This is a genomic window from Aeromonas sp. R9-2 (assembly GCF_040908025.1).
GTDB lineage: Bacteria > Pseudomonadota > Gammaproteobacteria > Enterobacterales > Aeromonadaceae > Aeromonas > Aeromonas veronii.
The window spans coordinates 149105-166801 of the sequence record NZ_JBFOCX010000020.1 but is presented as its reverse complement, the minus strand read 5'-3'; the positions used below and the strand labels follow the sequence as shown (position 1 = coordinate 166801).

The window sequence follows — 17697 nt, the reverse complement described above, 5'->3', positions numbered from 1 at the left end:
GGGATCTGTGATGCTGAATGTTCAGTGCGTGCTACCCGGAGTCTTCTCTTTGAGCGCCTTCTTGGCTGCGTACATCCTCTCGTCGGCGAGGCGGATCAGGTTTAGCCCGTCGTCGTAGTGCTCCGGCCCGGTCTGCACTATGCCGATACTGAGGGTGAGATCGCCCAACTGCTCCTTGACGGTGTTGATCAATCGTTTGAGATAGATATCCCGCGCCTGACTCTCGTTGCAGTTGGGCAGGATCAGGCAGAACTCATCTCCACCATAACGAAAGCAGCTGTCTTCGGCGCGAAAGACCTGACGGATGCAGTGGCCGACGATGCGCAGGATCTCGTCTCCGCGCTGGTGACCTTCGGTATCGTTGATTTGCTTGAAGTTGTCGATATCGAGATAGGCGATGGCCATGGGTTCGGCACGGCGCTGACAGGTGCGCAGGCTCAGCAGCAACAGCTCGTTGAGGTGGCGAACGTTGAGCAATCCGGTCAGGGCATCGGTGCGGTTCAGCTCCTCCAGTTGTTTGGTACGCTCGCGTACTTTCTGCTCCAGACTCTTGGCATAGTTCTCCGACTTCTCTCTGGATGACTCTATTTCCGACACCAGACTGCGAATGTAGGTTTCGAAGACCAGAGTGATGTCGAACAGAAAGAGTTTGTCCAGGGCGGCCAGCATGACGAGGCGCTCCGGTTCATCGCGGATCTGCTCGAACATATCCTCGATCAGCAGGGCTTTGAGGGTGTTGATGGCGGCCAGATAGAGCTTGGGTTCGACCCCGATCCGCTTGTGAACCAGCCCGATCCGAAGCCGGTTGTTGACGTACTCCAGATCGTAATGGCCGCTGAAGAGATCGAGCACATAGCGACGTTGCGCGGTGCGCAACCGTATGAGGGTATCGGCATCCCCGATCAACAGGGCGATTTCGGTGATGGCCGTCTGCTGCTGGTAGAAGCGATCCACCAGGGCGTCGATACGTGGTTCTATCTTGCTGCAATAACTTGCCAGCCGCGCCACATCCTGTTCATTGAGCAGCAATAACTCCTTGCGATGGGCAATTTCAAAGTCGGTGATCCTCATCTGCTCAAGCAGGGTCTGTTCGGTCGGATTCATCGTCGTCCTCGGTTTATTACTGGGCGTTACGCTGTCCGTGAGGTGGGACAAACAAGCAGGTGTGGCAATTGATAGTGTAGTCAGTGAGGCTGGGGCGCGCGCAATGCCCCCGCGTGGCGGGGGCTATGGAGGGTCAGGTGAAGGCTAAAGGGGCAAGAGATCCGGAGGGGGAGATCAGAAGGTCAGCACCTTGTCGGCAGCCAGGGTCCATTGGGCCAGCATCGGCAGGGTGCCGACCTCAATGCCCTCGATCAGCGGCAGGGCTGTGATGCCACGGGCATCGGTGCAGGTCTTGCACAGGCGAATGGTGACGCCCTGGGCCAGCAGGATCTCCAGCATCTGGCGCAGGTTGTATCCCTCGGCCGGTGCCTGACCGGCCAGCGCCGCGCTCACCGCATCGGACATCAGGAACAGCTTGAGGCTGGCACCACCCTGTTCGTTGAGGGCGATAGCGAGGCGTAGGGCGTTGAACAGGGATTCACTGCCGTAGGGGGCACCGTTGGCAATGACCACAATTTGTTGATTCATAACAGACTCCCGATTGGAAAGAGCGCCATTGTAGAACCAACAGGGTGCCAATTGCGTGATGTTGCACAACTTCTGTCGCACCTTTTTCCCGCTTGCTTGACCCTGCTGCCGATCGAGGTTTTTATGGTCAGCTCGCAAACAAGACCGGATGAATCGAGATGTGGAAAGTATTGGGAGCCGGCTTGCTGCTATTGGCGGGTCAGGCCTTTGGTAGTGAGGCGGTCGGTTGCAAGGCCCGTCTGCAGGCCGTCAACGACCAGCTGGTGTTTGCCAAAGCACACAACAATGCCGGGCAGATTGCCGGGCTGGAACAGGCAGCGCGCAATATCAAGGCCAACTGTACTGATGAAGGTCTGCTCAAGGAGCAGAAAGAGCGGGTTAACAAACTGCGCGGCGAGGTGGAGGAGCGCCTGCTCGAGCTGCAGGAGGCGAGAGTCAGTGGCAAACCGGAGAAGATTGCCAAGCGGCAGGCCAGGCTGGAGGAGTCCCAGACCCGGATGCTGGAGGCCCAGCGTGAGCTGGACAAACTGATCCGGCTGGTCGGCAAGTGATGGCCTGCCGCTGAACGCATGTCTAGTCCTGAAATAGGTTTACACATTTTCAACTAGCATTTCTCTACTCAGAACCCCCTATGTACTGCATCGGGGGTTCTGTATTTCAACGCATGATGCGGCCGCTCCGCGTTGTAAATATCCACTGCTTCACGCACCATTTCCCGCGCTTGCGTCAAATCCTGCGGGCTTTGCAACAATAACTCTCCTTTCCAAATCCCGTTCACCCGCTCCGCCAACGCATTCTGGTAACAGTCATACCCATCCGTCATCGAGCATTTCACCCCGTACCGTTCATGTAATGACCGATACAGCCCCGAGCAATACTGCACGCCGCGGTCTGAGTGATGGATTAGCTCCCCGCTGCCACGTCGTTGCTTCAGCGCTTTCTTGAACGCCATCTCAACCGATTCGGCATGCATTCCTTCGTGCACGTGATGGCCCACTATCTTGCGTGAGTACGCATCCGTCACCAGGCTCAGGTACAGTGGCCCGCTCCTGGCTGGCAGATAGGTGATATCAGCGACCCAGACCTGCTCCGGGGCCACCGGTGTGACCTGCTCTGGCCCCGCCTTGAGCAAGTTGGGATGGCGGTAGAAACGGTGAAAACTGTGGGTGGTCTTGTGATACGCCCGCTTAGGCTGCACCAGCAAGCGGTGCTCGGCCAATATCCGAAACAGCCTGTCCCGCCCGACCTTGAGCCCGCCATCATCCTGACCCTGCAGCAGATAATGTAGCTTGCGGGTGCCGACCCGAGGTTGTCGCAGTCGAACCTGACGCACGAAGCGCACCACCTGCAATCCTTGTGCATGGCGCTCGTCGGCGACCCGATTGCGCTTGTAGTAAGCCTGCCGGCTTATCCCTAGAAACAGGCAAGCCCTGACAATGGTCAGCCTCTCGACTTGCCGCTGCGAGAGGACTTGCCGGGTCGCTTTTTTACGATGGAGACGCCGTAGTCATTCTTCAGCACATCGACGACGGCCTCAAAGAACTGGGCCTTCTGGCTCATCAGCGCCAGCTGTTGCTCGAGTTCCTTGATGCGCTGTTCGGGCGTCTGGTTGTCGGGGTCAGGCATGGTGATGCTCCTGCCGGCACGAACAGAAGCCCCCTGGCTCCAATCTTGCCGACCATGTTTACGCAACCATACCAGAACGGTGGAGCGGCCCTGAATGCCATAACGCACCTGAGCCTGTTTGTAGGTGAGCTCGCCTTTTTCAATCTGCTCGACCAGTGCCAGTTTAAAAGTCAGCGAGTAATCGCGCTGTGTCCGTTTCACACCTTGTCCCATCGGGTTCTCCATTTATTGGGGGGAAAGGTGTAAACCATATTCAGGACGGGACAGCAGGATCAAAAAAGGCCGATTGCTCGGCCTTTTTTCGTTTTACGGTCTGTGCATCCGCACAAACTTCTCCATCAGCTGATCTTCGGTTTCCACATGAGCGGGATCCCAGATGATGCAGTCGATAGGGCAGACACTGATGCAGGTCGGCTTCTCATAGTGACCGACGCACTCGGTGCAGCGACTGTGGTCGATCTCGTAGATCTCCTCACCCAGGCTGATAGCTTGGTTGGGGCACTCGGGATCGCACATGTCACAGTTGATGCACTTGTCGGTGATGAGCAGCGCCATTTCAGGCCGCCGTGTGCGGGTTGCGGGTATCCTGGCTGTCGCCCAGATTGCGCAGCAAAATGCCGTAGTTCACATCCAGATCTTTCGGGACCGGCACATAGACCACGTGACCGTTGCCCGGCGCGGTATCGATAAGCTCGCCCTTGCGGTTCTCCATCTGCTCCAGATTGAAACGGACGTTGCCCTGCGGGGTCATCAGCTCCAGATTGTTGCCCACCAGGAACTTGTTCTTCACTTCGACCTCGACCATGTCACCTTTGCGTCCGGTGATTTCGCCGACAAACTGCTGGGTGTCGGAGACGGAGTAGCCGTAGTCGTAGTTCTGGTATTCGCTGTGGTTGTGACGGCGCAGGAAGCCCTCGGTGTAGCCGCGGTGGGCCAGATTTTCGAGGGTGCCCATCAGGCTGCGGTCGAACGGACGACCCGCTACCGCATCGTCGATGGCCTTGCGGTAAACCTGAGCGGTACGGGCGCAGTAATAGAAAGACTTGGTGCGCCCTTCGATTTTCAGGGAATGAACGCCCATCTTGGTCAGTCGCTCGACGTGCTCGACGGCACGCAAGTCCTTGGAGTTCATGATGTAGGTGCCGTGTTCGTCTTCGAACGCACTCATGTACTCGCCCGGGCGGTTGGACTCTTCCAGCAGCACCAAGGCATCGGTCGGCTTGCCAAGGCCTAGCGTGTTGTCCGGACGCACGGCTATGGGCTCCTGACGGTGGACGATCTGGCCCACGTCATCTTCTTTACCCTCGTGTACCTTGTACTCCCAGCGGCAGGAGTTGGTGCAGGTGCCCTGGTTGGGGTCACGCTTGTTGATATAGCCGGAGAGCAGGCAGCGGCCGGAGTAGGCCATGCACAGCGCGCCGTGAACGAACACTTCCAGCTCCATCTCCGGTACCTGCATGCGGATCTCTTCGATCTCGTCCAGCGACAGCTCGCGGGAGAGGATGGCGCGGGTCAGGCCCATCTGATGCCAGAACTTCACCGTGGCCCAGTTGACCGCGTTGGCCTGCACCGAGAGGTGAATGGGCATATCCGGGAAGGCTTCACGCATCATCATGATAAGACCGGGGTCGGACATGATCAGCGCATCCGGCTTCATCTCCACCACGGGGCGCATGTCGCGGATAAAGGTCTTGAGCTTGGAGTTGTGGGGCTGGATGTTGGCCACCACATAGAACTGCTTGCCCAGCGCATGGGCTTCGTTGATGCCCAGCTGCAGGTTTTCGTGATCGAATTCGTTGTTACGCACCCGCAGGCTGTAGCGGGGCTGACCGGCATAGACGGCATCAGCGCCATAGGCATAGGCATAACGCATGTTCTTGAGGGAACCTGCGGGGGAGAGCAATTCTGGTTTAAACATGGCGGACTCTTTATATCTGATTGCAAATCAGGACGATGCCACCTGATGGCATCGTAGTGGTTGAGTTGCGGTGCAAGAAGCTCTCAGAGAAGAGGCTCAATGCAGCACGACCCGATGACGGCATATCCGGGCCTATCTACAGAAGATGCGCTGGATATTCGGGGTGCGAGATTGTACTCGCCCCCACGTCATCATGCAATTTGGCAGGAATATCATGCGAATGGAAAATCAGTTTTTAGGTAATCTGTGGTGGTGGGTTAGCGATAGTTGCTGATGTTCAATTATCTAGTGCGAGTTGAAAATCGGGAAACTGTTCGCTCATAAAATTACGGGGGCTGTGGCCATTGCCTGCGCTGGCCAGCCATTCCCAATCCAGTTTTGGCGAGCCCGCTTTGAAGCGTTGATAGGCAACGCCCTGATGAATGGTCAGAAAGAGGGTCGTGGGGAGTCCCAGCTTGTTGCTGTAGCGCACCATCAGATCGCCCTGATAGTCGTTGCTGATTCTGACTTTGAGCGCCTGCAGTGTCAGACCGGTGGCGTGACCATGCTCGTCCCAGACTTCAAACATGATTTGAACACTCTGATGTCGATGATGCCACGATGAGCAAGATGGGATGCAATTGCAACTGTCAGATCTGACAAGGTCGGAAAAGTGTGAGGGGGATAGCAGAAAGCGAAAACCCAGCGCGAGGCCGGGTTTTCTTGAATGATGGTGGAGGGAGAAGGATTCGAACCTTCGAAGGCAGAGCCGTCAGATTTACAGTCTGATCCCTTTGGCCGCTCGGGAACCCCTCCACAGGGGCAAAGCAAATTGTATTCAGCCATTGCAATCAGGGAAATGGTGGAGGGAGAAGGATTCGAACCTTCGAAGGCAGAGCCGTCAGATTTACAGTCTGATCCCTTTGGCCGCTCGGGAACCCCTCCACGGGGTATTTCCTGATTGTCACTACTTTTGCACTTGAATGGTGGAGGGAGAAGGATTCGAACCTTCGAAGGCAGAGCCGTCAGATTTACAGTCTGATCCCTTTGGCCGCTCGGGAACCCCTCCCCAAGTGCGAGGCGCATACTATCAGATCCAGAGGCTTTGTGAACCCCTTGATGAGGCATCTGGCAGTAAAAAATGACTGTTCGTCGATTTTTTGATACATCCAGCTCAAAATTCAAGCTTATCAGCAAGTTGTGCGCTGCTTTTCTGCACAAAACAGCATCCGTGCAAGTTGGCGATCGCGCTGAAGACAGGCAGATAGCAGAAGACCGCCAGTGTCGGCGGTCTTCCCGGGCATCACATCTAGCGCTGGAACGGGTAGACCGAACCCAGTTTCAGGATCTGGGTCAGCTCGTCCAGTGCGCTGCGGGACTCCTGCACCAGTGCCGGATCCCGCAGGTCATCGAGGGTCAGCCGGTCACGGTAGTGGCGATCGACCCAGCCATTGAGGCGAACAAACTGGCTGTCGTTGATAAGGCAGGCCGGATTGACCGCGGCGAGTTCCTGATCGTTCATGGCAACCCGCAGTCGCAGACAGGCCGGGCCGCCACCATTACGCATGCTCTGTTTCACATCCATATAGTGGACCGCCTTGATCGGAGTCTCCTGCGTCAGCAGCTTGCCAAGATAGGCCGACACTGCCGGATTATCGCGGCACTCGGTGGGGGCGATAATGGCCATCTCGCCGCTCGGCATGGTGAGGATCTGGGTGTTGAACAGGTAGGATTTCACCGCATCCAGCACGGATACCTCTGCGGTCGGCACTTCGATAAAGTGCAAATCTCCTTCGCCAAACTTGCCGCGGATCTCGGTCAGTACCGCTTCGGTGTTGAGGAACGCTTGCTGGTGGAAGAAGAGCACGTTCTGGTTGCCCACTGCGATCACATCGTTATGGAATACCCCCTGATCGATCACCTCCGGGTTTTGCTGAATAAACACTACGCTCTCCTCGCCAAGGCCATGCAGGCGGGCGATGGCCTGGCTTGCCTCCAGGGTCTGGCGGGCCGGATAGCGCTTCGGCGCCGGGCGGGAGTAGTCAAAGGCGCTGCGGCCATAGACAAACAGCTCGACCCCCGCCTCGCCATAGGCGCGGCAGAGGCGGGTGTGGTTGGCTGCCCCCTCATCGCCGAAGTGGTCATTCTCCGGCAGATGGAGGTGGTGGCTGAAGTGGCGATCATTGTTGAACACGGCGCGCAGGATGCGACCTGTAACGTCCGGCTCCAGAGAGCGGTGAAACTTGTTGGTCAGGTTGGCGGGGGTGAAGTGAATGCGGCCATCCTGGGTATCGGCACTGGGAGAGACGGTGGCGGCATTGGCGGTCCACATGCTGGAGGCTGAATAGCAGGCAGCCAGTACGGCAGGAGCCTGCTTGGCGGCCTGCTCCAGCACCCGGGCATCGTTGCCAGTGAAGCCGAGGCGGCGCAGGGTGGCGAGATCGGGACGCTCTTGTGGCGCCAGCACCCCCTGGGTCATGCCAAGCTCGGTCAGCGCCTTCATCTTGCGCAGCCCCTGCTTGGCGGCCTCTTTCGGATTGGAAGCCTCCTGGGCATTGCTCTGGGAGGCAACGTTGCCGTAGGAGAGGCCGGCATAGTTATGAGTCGGGCCGACCAGACCGTCGAAATTGACCTCGAAGTGCTTCATTGAGTACATCCTTTCGATTTTTATGATGGGTAGCGGTTCCTTCCGCGCGCAATGCGTCGGGGTTGGGCCATTATAAAGAGATTTTATGTTTTTGTAACAAGTCGGTAACCAGCAGACGTTTTTATGTCGTTTCAGATATAAAAAGAGGGGCGGTATGGCAGAAAATTGAAAAAGCGGTTGCGTCCGGCCTGCTGCCTTCGCATTAATAAATAAAGAAGCAATAAAAGAAGCCGTGTGGTTCGGGCTGGTCAGGCAAATTTGCTCACAAGATTGCTTTTTCGCGCCAAATCTCTTATACAGCCCCACAAAACCGCACACCAACCCCGTCGGGTGCAATGAGGATAATAGTTACAGCATGGGCAAATCACTGGTCATAGTGGAGTCTCCGGCCAAGGCCAAGACGATCAACAAATATCTGGGCAAGGACTACGTGGTGAAATCCAGCGTGGGTCATGTTCGCGATCTGCCCACCAGCGGCAGCGCCAGCACCGAGCCCAAGAAACCTGTCATTCGCGGCATCAAGTTGAGCGAATCCGAGAAGGCTGCCAAGGATCGCAAGGCCCTGTTTGCCCGGATGGGTATCAATCCGACCGCTGGCTGGCAGGCCAACTACCAGATTTTGCCCGGCAAGGAGAAGGTGGTCAGCGAGTTGCAAAGTCTGGCCGAGAAAGCCGACACCATCTATCTCGCAACCGACTTGGATAGAGAAGGAGAGGCGATCGCCTGGCACCTGCGCGAGATCATCGGTGGCGACGACAGCCGCTACAAGCGCGTGGTGTTCAACGAGATCACCAAGAGCGCCATCAAGGAGGCGTTCGCCCAGCCGTCCGAGCTGAATATTGACCGCGTCAATGCCCAGCAGGCCCGTCGTTTCCTCGACCGCGTGGTGGGTTACATGGTCTCCCCGCTGCTGTGGAAAAAGCTGGCTCGTGGCCTCTCCGCCGGTCGGGTACAGTCCGTTGCGGTGCGTCTCATCGTCGATAAAGAGCGCGAAATCAAGGCGTTCGTTCCGGTTGAGTTCTGGGATCTCAATGCCGACCTGCTGACTGCCGACAAGAGCGATCTGCGGATGGAAGTGGTCAGCCGCAACGGGGCTGACTTCAAGCCAGTGACCCAGGCCGAGACCTTTGCCGCTGTCGCAGCCCTGGAAGGGGTCGACTACAAGGTCGTTAACCGGGAAGACAAGCCGACCGGTTCCAAACCGTCCGCGCCGTTTATCACCTCCACCCTGCAGCAGGCGGCTTCTACCCGTCTGAGCTTCGGGGTCAAGAAGACCATGATGATGGCCCAGCGTCTCTATGAAGCGGGTTACATCACCTATATGCGTACCGACTCCACCAACCTCAGCAAAGAGGCGGTTGAGGCGGTGCGTGAATATATCGGCGAGCAGTATGGCGCTGCCTATCTGCCAGCCGAGCCAAATTTGTATGGCGCCAAGGCCAATGCTCAGGAAGCGCACGAGGCGATCCGTCCCTCCAACGTACAGGTGACTGCCGAGATGCTGGAAGGGATGGAGCCGGATGCCATGCGTCTGTACGATCTCATCTGGCGTCAGTTCGTTGCTTGCCAGATGACCCCGGCCCAGTACGACTCCTCCACCCTGACCGTCAAGGCGGGTGAGTTCGAGCTCAAGGCCCGTGGCCGTACCCTGCGCTTCGCCGGTTGGACCAAGGCACTACCGCCGATGGGTCGCAAGGGCGAAGATAGTCAGCTGCCGGCGGTGACCGTTGGCGAGGTGCTGAAATTGGTCAAGCTGGATCCGCGCCAGCACTTCACCAAACCGCCTGCCCGTTTCACTGAAGCTGCGCTGGTGCGCGAGCTGGAAAAACGCGGCATCGGCCGTCCGTCAACCTACGCCTCCATCATCTCCACCATCGTCGATCGCGGATATGTGCGGGTCGAAAGCCGCCGTTTCTTCGCCGAGAAGATGGGCGAGATCGTCACCGATCGTCTGGTGGAGAACTTCGTCGAGCTGATGAACTACGAGTTCACCGCCAAGATGGAAGACAAGCTCGATGGCATCGCCGAAGGGAGCCTGGAGTGGAAGAAGGTGCTGGACGCCTTCTACGCCGAGTTTACTCAGGAGCTGGAGAAGGCTGACAAGGCGCCCGAAGAGGGCGGCATGCGTGCCAACCAGATGGTGATGACCGACATCGACTGCCCGGATTGCGGCCGCAAGATGGGGATTCGTACCGCGACTACCGGTGTGTTCCTCGGCTGCTCCGGCTATGCTTTGCCGCCGAAAGAGCGCTGCAAGAAGACCATCAACCTGGTCTCTGCCGACGAGTTTGTCTCCGCCACTGACGGTGAAGAGGCGGAAACCGAAGCGCTGCGCGCCAAGCACCGCTGCGGCGTCTGTGGTACAGCGATGGATGCCTATATCATCGACGACAGCCGCAAGCTGCACGTCTGTGGTCGCAACCCGGACTGCGATGGCTACGAGATCGAGAAGGGCCAGTTCAAGCTCAAGGGCTACGAAGGGCCGAGCATCGAGTGCGACCGTTGCGGAGCCGAGATGCAGCTCAAGAACGGCCGTTTCGGCAAGTACATGGGCTGCACCAACGAGACCTGCAAGAACACCCGCAAGATCCTGAAAAACGGCGACATCGCGCCGCCGAAGGAGGATCCGGTGCCGCTGCCGGAGCTCAAGTGCACCCAGTCCGATGCCCACTTCGTGCTGCGTGACGGGGCTGCCGGTCTGTTCCTGGCGGCCAGCAACTTCCCCAAATCCCGCGAGACCCGCGCGCCGCTGGTGGAAGAGCTCAAGCGCTTCAAGGATCGCATCTCCGCCAAGCACAAGTATCTGGCCGGTGCCCCGCTCACCGATCCGGACGGCAACCCCGCCATCGTACGCTTCAGTCGCAAGACCAAGGAGCAGTACGTGATGAGCGAGGTCAACGGCAAGGCGACCGGTTGGACCGCTCACTACGACAACGGTACCTGGCAAGAGAGTTTGCCAAAGGCTAAAAAAGCCTGATGAAAAGAGGCCCCGACAAGGGGCCTCTTTGCTTATGGATAGCGGTATACTGAGACAGCTGCAAGGAGTGCAGCTGTCATCAATCGCGAAGTAGACAAGGAGGTTGAGATGGAGATAAACGAGATCCGGCCGGGCATGAGCTGCATGACCCGGGAAGGGGCGGCCTATGTGCTGGAAGTGGACCGGCAGAGCCTGCTGGTGCTGCTGCAGCGCGCGGACGAGACCATACCGGTGCAGGTGCGCAGCGACGAGATCCTGGCGCCGCTGGAGTGATCCGGCTGTGACCCCCTCAAAACGGCAGTAGAAAAAGCAGCTCGGCCAGATCGGGCTGCCATTGCCACTCCTTCATTCTGACCCGCCCCCCGATCACCACGACCCCCTCCTGCTGCAGGCGTCCCGTCTGTTCGGCAAAGCCTGGCGATCCTTTCGGTAACGAGATAGTGCCCGCAGCGCCCAGCACCCGATGCCACGGCAGTACCTTGTCGGTTTCCCGCAGCACCTTGCCTACCAGTCTTGCCCGTCCGGGCAGCCCCGCCAGATCGGCCACCTGACCATAGCTGACTACCCGGCCTGCCGGGATCAGGGCGATGATAGCTTCGATACGGGCCGTTTTGTTCAATGGGGATGGACTTGGTTCAATGCTCATAGACCCGATTCGTCAAAAACAACAGAAGCGCCATTGTGGCGCTTCTGTCATGGGGCTGGCAATGATTCAGCCGAAGGTCTGGCTAAGCCCCTTCAGTTGCTTGGCCTGTTCCAGCAGAGCCTGACTTGAGTGATCGACATCCAGCATCTTCTGACTGTTGGCGTGGGAGTACTCGGAGATCTGGTGGATGCTGCGGCTGATCTCTTCCACGACCGCTTGTTGCTGCTCTGCAGCGGCGGCGATCTGGGTGGAGTGTTCGGTGACCAGCTCTATCTCTGCCAGCACGGTATGGAGGCTGCTAGCGCCCTGGCGGGTCATCTCGGCACATGCGCGGGTCTGTTGCAGGTTCTCCTGCATCATCCCCTTCCAGCGTCCCAGCGTGTGCTGGATCTGCTTGATGCTGCCCTGGATCTGCTCGGTCGCCTTGTGGGTGCGGGTCGATAGAGTACGCACCTCGTCGGCCACCACTGCAAAACCACGGCCCTGCTCCCCGGCGCGAGCGGCTTCGATGGCAGCGTTGAGGGCCAGCAGGTTAGTCTGCTCGGCGATGCCCTGGATCTCGCCCATCACACTGCCAATCCGTTCGGATTCGCTGGCGAGCTCTACCGCCGAGTTGAACGCCAGCTCTGCCTGTTTGGCGAGCTGTTCGATCTGTTGCTCGGTCTGGTTCAACTGCTGGTTGGTTTGTTCACAACGATTGCGCGCTTCGTTGACCTGACCGTTGGAGTCCTGAATGTTGCGGGCGATCTCGTGGGCCGTGCTGGCCATCTGAGTCATAGCCGTAGCCATCTGCTGGGTCTGGGCATCTTGCTCGTTGATATCGAGACAGGCCTGATGAGAGGCCTGCTTCAAATTGATGGCCAGGGTTTGCAGAGGTGCCGTGGCATCGTTGATCCGCCCCAAAACGGTTCGGATGCGGGCCTGCAGCATCTTGATATGAAAATCGGCAATGGCGCCGGGGTTGTCACCGGAGTAGACCAACCGGGTCAGACTGTCATATTCACGGCCCAGTTGCTGCAGATAGTGGGGCAGGGCAAAGAGCTCGCGCCAGTAGGCTCCGCCAAGAAGCAACAGGGGCAGCAGCATCAGCAGGACGGTCATGGCCCCTTGGCTGGCGAAGGCCCAGCCCATCATGCCGAGCAGCAACAGGGTAATGGCCGGGGTGCGCACTCTGGCAAGAGAGGGAAGGTTGCTGCTGTTGCCGCGCTCGGCCTTGAGCAGGGCTTGGTAGGTCTGAGCGGCGATGCGCTTGAATTGGGGCTCGGGCTTGCAGCGTACCGACTGGTAGCCGCTGATCCTGTTGCCTTCGTAGATGGGGGTGACGTAGGCATCTACCCAGTAGTAACGACCATCCTTGCAGCGATTTTTGACGATGCCGCGCCAGGGTTTGCCCTCCTTGAGGCGGGCCCAGAGATCGGCGAAGGCGGCCTTGGGCATGTCAGGGTGGCGTACCAGATTGTGGTTGTGACCGACCAGCTCGTCAGCTCTATAGCCGGCGATGGTGCAAAAAGCCGGATTGGCATAAGTGATCACCCCGCGCAGGTCAGTGGTGGAGACCAGTTGTACGTCGGCAGGAAACTCCACTTCGCTATCCAGGGTATGGACATCTCTGCGGGCCATAGGAATACGCTCCGATGTTCTTGTTGATAATGTTGTCGTTGTTATTGTGGCAGATCTGGAGGTGGCCGCAGGCTCGCGCCAGCAGGAGGCAGACCAGCTTCATTGGGGGCTGGATTTTGCCAATAATGGCAGATGAATGGTAGGGGGAAGTTGATGTTTTGTTGGCTAATCGTAAAAAAGGCGGCCGATTGGCCGCCAAAGTAGAGACAACATTACCTCTGTGGCATCCGGTAGCGCACCTGCAACTGATCGAGGATCTGCAGCTGACCCGACAGGCGGGCGGCGAAGTGCTCCCAGCCCTTGTGGGCGGGATCGCTCCAGGCCACCTCGGCCGTGGCCAGCATACGCGGGAACAACATGTAGTCGAGACGATCACGGCTGGTGATCAATTCTGACCACAAGGGGCTCAGCACCCCGAGGATGTTATCGTTGGCATGGAAATCGGCTGGGGCAGGGTCACACGCGTAGATCTGCTCCAGATTGAGGGTCCCCGCCCAGTAGAGGCCGGGTTCATGAATATCGGCGCTCCAGGCCAGATCCAGATAGAGGAACTGGGCGGGCGCCATCACCACAGGATAACCGGCTGCGGCTGCGTCCAGCCCCGCCTGAAAGCTGGTCCAGGCACAGATGGCCGCTCTGCGGCTCACCTTGTCGCCGTGCAGGATCTCCTCCCAGCCGATCATCTGTTTGCCTCTGGCGGCCAGATAGCGCTGGCAGTGGCGCAGCAGATGGCCCTGCAGCTCGCGGCAGTCGGCGTAGCCCTGCTCGACCATCAGCTGCTGGCAGGCGGGGCTGTCGGTCCAGACCCCGGTCGGCACCTCGTCACCCCCCATGTGGATCTGCGGGCCGGGAAAGAGCTCGCATACCTCGTCCAGCACCGCCTCCAGAAAGCGGTAGGTGCCGGGCAGGGCGGGGTTGAGCACGTTGTCATCGAAATGCTGAACCGAGCGGTAGCGGGAGTGATCCGCCGTTTCGATTAGCAACTCGGGCAGCGCCTTGATGGCTGCGTGGCAGTGGCCCGGAATGTCGATCTCGGGAATGACGGTGATGCCGAGCTCACTGGCATAGCTCACCAGCTCCTTCACCTCGCTCTGGGTGTAGTAGCCGCCATAGGGTTCGGCGCCGCCGCTGAGCTGGGGGTCGATCGCCAGATTGTGGCCGCGCCAGGCACCCACGTCGGTCAATGCCGGGAAGGCCTTGATCTCGAGTCGCCACCCCTCGTCATCGGTCAGATGCCAGTGGAAGCGGTTGAACTTGTAGAGGCTCATCAGCTTGAGCAGGCGCTTGATGGTTGCCGGAGTGTGGAAGTGGCGGGCGCAGTCGAGAAAAATGCCGCGAAAGCCAAAGCGCGGGGCATCCTCCAGCGTGACGCAGGGCAGGCTCTCGCCATGTTGCAGATACCACTGGGCTAGCGTCACCAGCCCATGACGCCAACCCGCTTCGTCGGCGGCGGCAATCACCACCTCCTGCGGCGTGATGGTGAGTTGATAGGCTTCGGGGGCCAGTTTGTCCTCGGTCAGCCGGATTTCAGCGTCGTGATCCTGCTCCAGTGCCAGCGACGTCAGCTCGTTGAAGTGGGCCAGCAATTTCGGCACATCGCGGGGGGCGCTGACATGAGCCCGCTCGGCCAGCCGGAAGTTCCCCTCCAGCAGCACCAGATGGGCCGGTTGCGGCACTATGCCGGGCAGGGACTCGACATCCGGCAGATCTGGGCGGGTTACCGGCGGGTTTTCCAGTCCGAGATCCTGAGCCGCCAGCGTCACCGGCAGCAGCTGGGCACCCGTGGTCGCCTCCGGCAAGCTGAGGAAAAAGCCCTGCGGCATGTCGGAGAGCTTCTTGATGGGCGTCTGGCGGCAGCAAAAGCGCAGCTCGCAGCTGCCAGCGTTCGGGACAATCACCTTGTAGCTGCCGCTCTGGCGCTCCAGCTCGCCCCCTTGCAAGGAGTCGGGGTCGATATGGCGAGCCAGACAGAAGTGCAGCTTCCACTTGGTATCCGGCATGCGGGAGAGGGTGAAGGTGAACCAGACATCCTCGCCGTCACGTCGGGCGACCTGGGTGTGGATCAGGGGTGTAGACATGGAAAATCCTCTGATTGGGCAAACAGGATGGCGCCATCGAGCGCATCTGCCTGGGGGGGGATCAGGTTGAGCTGGCCGAGACGGGGAGCTAGGCGGGTGCCAATCCCCCCCAGCAGGGCGATCTGTCTGGCACCGAGCTGGGTCATCCCCTCCAGCAGGATCCGCAGCTGTTCGCAGGTTTCGTCCAGCAGCTGATTGGCGAGCTCGTCGCCATCGCTGGCGGCATCGAATACCCAGGGGGCAAAGTGGCCATAGTCCGCCGGAATGGCGCGGGCGGCCCAGCGAACCACCTCGGCCTGATCCCGCTTGAAGCGGTCCATCAGGCGGATGGCGAGGGTGCTGGGGGGCAGAATGCCGTCGTGGCAGAGCAGGGATTGCTGGATGGCACGTAAGCCCAGCCAGGCGCCGCTGCCTATGTCTGAAATGGGGAAGCCGTGGCCGGAGCAGGTGCGGATCTGCCCCTCCTGATAGACCAGCCCCACCGAGCCGGTACCTGCGATGAGGATGGCCCCCTCACGGCCGCCAAAGGCGCCGAGGCAGGCACCGAAGGCATCGGAGGTGAGCCTGACGCTGGCAAAGGGGAAGGGCATCTCGAGCAGGGCGTGATAGCAGTCGGCCAGCTCGGCGGAGGCAAGCGCCAGCCCGATCCCCATCTGCTGTTCACTCTCGATGCCGAGCCCGGCGGCAAGGCGGGCACTGGCGATGGCGGCCAGCACATTGGCGTGGGCATGGGGGATGCCCAGCTCCAGATTGGAGCCGGCCGCGCGCCCCTCTCCGAGCAGCTTGCCCGCCCGATCCCGAATGCGGGCGCGGGTGTGGGTGCCCCCGCCATCGACGCCGACCCAGAACTCAATCATGGCGACCTCCATTTCCCTGCGCATTTTGCCAGCTGATAGCCAAAGCAAACCAGGCAGCGTGGGGGATCCACTGCTCGCCCCAGCGCCAGTTCTGATCCAGCCGATCCTTGTACTCCTCCGGAATAAAAGCTACGTCGTTTTCGTCATCGAACCCGGCGGTGATGCCGTTGCAGATGCCCCCCTGCGCATTGGGATACCCGGCGGTATAGGCGGGGTTGTTGATGCCGTGGCCCGCCAGCATGCAGGCGTTGAAGGGATTCTGCCCGAGGATCCAGTCGAGTTGGCGCTGGCCATAAGTGAGCAGCGGCTGGCTCTGGCGGGGGAAGTGGCGGGCGCCAGCAAAGGCCATGGCCGCCAGCGAGGCCAGGCGGGCGTTCTCCCCCTGCCACCAGTAACCGGATTCGTTGTTGTGGGGCATAAAGAAGCTGACGCGCGGCGCTTCATCCACCCCTTTGACATATTGGCGGGCGAGGGAGAAGGGGTTGCCCGCGCGGGCGCAGAGCGCCAGCTCGGCGGCCAGCGCCTGCTCCACCACGGTCTGTACCCTGGCCTTGTATTCCTGATCCGGCTCTACGCCCAGATATTCCAGCAGCGCCAGTACCGGCAGACCCGCCTCAGCGGCGTGGTAGTAGGGGCGCGAGCCATCCTCGTTGGCCGACCAGTAGTGACCCAGCTCAGGATGGGAGCGCTGGCGGGCACAGAGCTTGCTGGCGCGAGCTCTCGCCTCATTCAGCCACTCGGCGCCGAAGGTGCCGGTCAGCTCTACCGCTGCCAGCAGGGCGCAGTAGTCGTCGATGATGTTCTCGACCCCGTCATCCAGATAGGAGAGGTTGTGTTCACGCAGATGCAGGTAGCCGCGTTTGGCGGCCTCGGCGTAGCGGCTGGCATCGAAGTCGCCGCTGACGCTCTCGCGGGCGGCGCGGGCCAGCGCGGCGATGGCCATGCCGCCCCCTTGGCGAAAACCTGCCTGCCAGTTGGCGGACTTGAGCCCCTGCTGGGTGGCATAGGCGCATAGCTCGCGCTGCTCCGGGTCCTTGCTCCACTTGTCGAACAGGGTCATGTAGAAGAAGCCCGACTCATCCTGCATCCGGCAGAGGAAATCGGCGCCGTGCAGCGCCTCGTCATTGAGCCGCTTGCAGAGGTTCACCCCATCGATATCGCGGCGCGGGGCCAGCAGTTCCCGGCACTTGAGCAGAGCCCACACCACCATGGGGGTCTGCTGGGGGTTGAGGTAGTTGGCGTAGGAGAGGTGGCTCAGGTACTTGCTCATGTCGCCGCTGGCATCGAACCAGCCGCCGTGAACATCTTTGTGCTGGTCGGTGCCAAACAGGCGGGCGTTGCGGTCGGCCCGATCGAAGGTGCCGCTGGCGCGCTGCCCCTTGAAGTAGTGAATGACATCGGAGAGGCAGCGGCTGGCCAGCAGATCCTGGCCGATGGCAAAACGGGTCGAGCGGACTATGCCTTGGGCAGTGATCGCCTCCAGCCGATAGTGGCCGGGCTCCTTGAAGGCGGAGAAGTCGGCGCGCCAGTAAGCGCGCCCTTGCCAGCCTGGGACGCTGCCAGCCGGTTGCAGCGGGGTTTCAAACAGGATCTGGCCATCATCGAGGCGTTGCAGCCTGACATAGCCGCCGAGATCAGGGGCGGGGGAGGTTTGCAACAGGGCGACCTTGTGTCCGTCGTACTCGTAGCCCACCTGATTGATCAAGAGTTCCATCAA

The 17697-nt window shown here is 59.8% G+C and carries 15 protein-coding genes and 3 tRNA genes; 3 read left to right on the top strand and 15 right to left on the bottom strand.

The features are described from left to right. Nucleotides 1–21 precede the first annotated feature (21 nt). Nucleotides 22–1104: a diguanylate cyclase gene (locus AB5Y71_RS06775; RefSeq protein ID WP_058059187.1), complete on the bottom strand. Its 1083-nt coding sequence runs from the start codon at nt 1102–1104 to the stop codon at nt 22–24. A gap of 174 nt (nt 1105–1278) precedes the next feature. Further along, entirely contained in the window at nt 1279–1632 is a 354-nt protein-coding gene (locus AB5Y71_RS06770) for a DsrE/DsrF/TusD sulfur relay family protein (RefSeq protein ID WP_005334901.1), read from the bottom strand. A 158-nt stretch (nt 1633–1790) separates the two neighbouring features. On the opposite strand from AB5Y71_RS06770, the gene AB5Y71_RS06765 reads away from it, so the two are divergent. After that, the gene (locus AB5Y71_RS06765) at nt 1791–2183 is read left to right on the top strand and encodes a DUF1090 domain-containing protein (protein WP_064335735.1); all 393 of its coding nucleotides are present in this window, start codon (nt 1791–1793) and stop codon (nt 2181–2183) included. 68 nt (nt 2184–2251) lie between these two features. Here AB5Y71_RS06765 and AB5Y71_RS06760 read toward each other — a convergent pair. From AB5Y71_RS06760 to astB, 8 genes are all read right to left on the bottom strand, one after another. After that, nucleotides 2252–3471, bottom strand: a protein-coding gene (locus tag AB5Y71_RS06760) for an IS3 family transposase (protein ID WP_368171259.1) whose coding sequence is annotated in 2 segments (ribosomal slippage) — nt 2252–3123 and nt 3123–3471 — 1221 coding nt in all. Because the reading frame shifts where the segments join, the coding sequence is not laid out codon by codon here. 93 nt (nt 3472–3564) lie between these two features. Beyond that, nucleotides 3565–3813 (bottom strand): YfhL family 4Fe-4S dicluster ferredoxin, encoded by a 249-nt coding sequence (locus AB5Y71_RS06755; protein ID WP_368171258.1) that lies wholly within the window; start codon nt 3811–3813, stop codon nt 3565–3567. Nucleotide 3814: 1 nt separating this feature from the next. Then, a complete protein-coding gene (yegQ, locus tag AB5Y71_RS06750) occupies nt 3815–5176 on the bottom strand; it encodes a tRNA 5-hydroxyuridine modification protein YegQ (RefSeq protein WP_005334895.1) in 1362 nt (453 codons plus the stop codon). A gap of 277 nt (nt 5177–5453) precedes the next feature. After that, entirely contained in the window at nt 5454–5744 is a 291-nt protein-coding gene (locus tag AB5Y71_RS06745) for a hypothetical protein (RefSeq protein ID WP_043822382.1), read from the bottom strand. Nucleotides 5745–5886: 142 nt separating this feature from the next. Then, nucleotides 5887–5971, bottom strand: a tRNA-Tyr gene (locus tag AB5Y71_RS06740). 44 nt (nt 5972–6015) lie between these two features. Further along, a tRNA-Tyr gene (locus AB5Y71_RS06735) sits at nt 6016–6100 on the bottom strand. 39 nt (nt 6101–6139) lie between these two features. Then, nucleotides 6140–6224: transfer RNA gene (locus AB5Y71_RS06730), tRNA-Tyr, on the bottom strand. Between the two features lie 240 nt (nt 6225–6464). Then, nucleotides 6465–7802, bottom strand: a complete 1338-nt coding sequence (gene astB / locus AB5Y71_RS06725; RefSeq protein ID WP_236293415.1) for an N-succinylarginine dihydrolase — start codon at nt 7800–7802, stop codon at nt 6465–6467. A gap of 355 nt (nt 7803–8157) precedes the next feature. On the opposite strand from astB, the gene topA reads away from it, so the two are divergent. Together topA and AB5Y71_RS06715 are read left to right on the top strand one after the other, a co-directional pair. Next, nucleotides 8158–10779 (top strand): type I DNA topoisomerase, encoded by a 2622-nt coding sequence (gene topA / locus AB5Y71_RS06720; protein WP_005362158.1) that lies wholly within the window; start codon nt 8158–8160, stop codon nt 10777–10779. 108 nt (nt 10780–10887) lie between these two features. Continuing rightward, nucleotides 10888–11052 carry a hypothetical protein gene (locus AB5Y71_RS06715; RefSeq protein WP_005334891.1) on the top strand — a complete coding sequence of 55 codons (165 nt, stop codon included), beginning with the start codon at nt 10888–10890 and terminating at the stop codon, nt 11050–11052. A 16-nt stretch (nt 11053–11068) separates the two neighbouring features. On the opposite strand, the gene AB5Y71_RS06710 is transcribed toward AB5Y71_RS06715, so the two are convergent. The 5 genes from AB5Y71_RS06710 to AB5Y71_RS06690 all read right to left on the bottom strand — a co-directional run bounded on the left by AB5Y71_RS06710 (nt 11069) and on the right by AB5Y71_RS06690 (nt 17694). Beyond that, complete coding sequence (locus AB5Y71_RS06710) at nt 11069–11425, bottom strand: MGMT family protein (RefSeq protein WP_019446729.1); 357 nt, start codon at nt 11423–11425, stop codon at nt 11069–11071. 66 nt (nt 11426–11491) lie between these two features. Next, nucleotides 11492–13045 (bottom strand): methyl-accepting chemotaxis protein, encoded by a 1554-nt coding sequence (locus AB5Y71_RS06705; RefSeq protein ID WP_368171257.1) that lies wholly within the window; start codon nt 13043–13045, stop codon nt 11492–11494. A gap of 212 nt (nt 13046–13257) precedes the next feature. Then, on the bottom strand, nt 13258–15123 hold the full coding sequence (locus AB5Y71_RS06700; RefSeq protein WP_368171256.1) for a beta-N-acetylhexosaminidase: 1866 nt from the start codon (nt 15121–15123) through the stop codon (nt 13258–13260). Next, complete coding sequence (locus AB5Y71_RS06695) at nt 15108–15980, bottom strand: BadF/BadG/BcrA/BcrD ATPase family protein (protein ID WP_368171255.1); 873 nt, start codon at nt 15978–15980, stop codon at nt 15108–15110. The genes AB5Y71_RS06700 and AB5Y71_RS06695 overlap by 16 nt, the downstream gene beginning before the upstream one ends. Then, nucleotides 15973–17694, bottom strand: a complete 1722-nt coding sequence (locus AB5Y71_RS06690; protein WP_368171254.1) for a glycoside hydrolase family 9 protein — start codon at nt 17692–17694, stop codon at nt 15973–15975. The genes AB5Y71_RS06695 and AB5Y71_RS06690 overlap by 8 nt, the downstream gene beginning before the upstream one ends. Between the last annotated feature and the right edge of the window lie 3 nt (nt 17695–17697).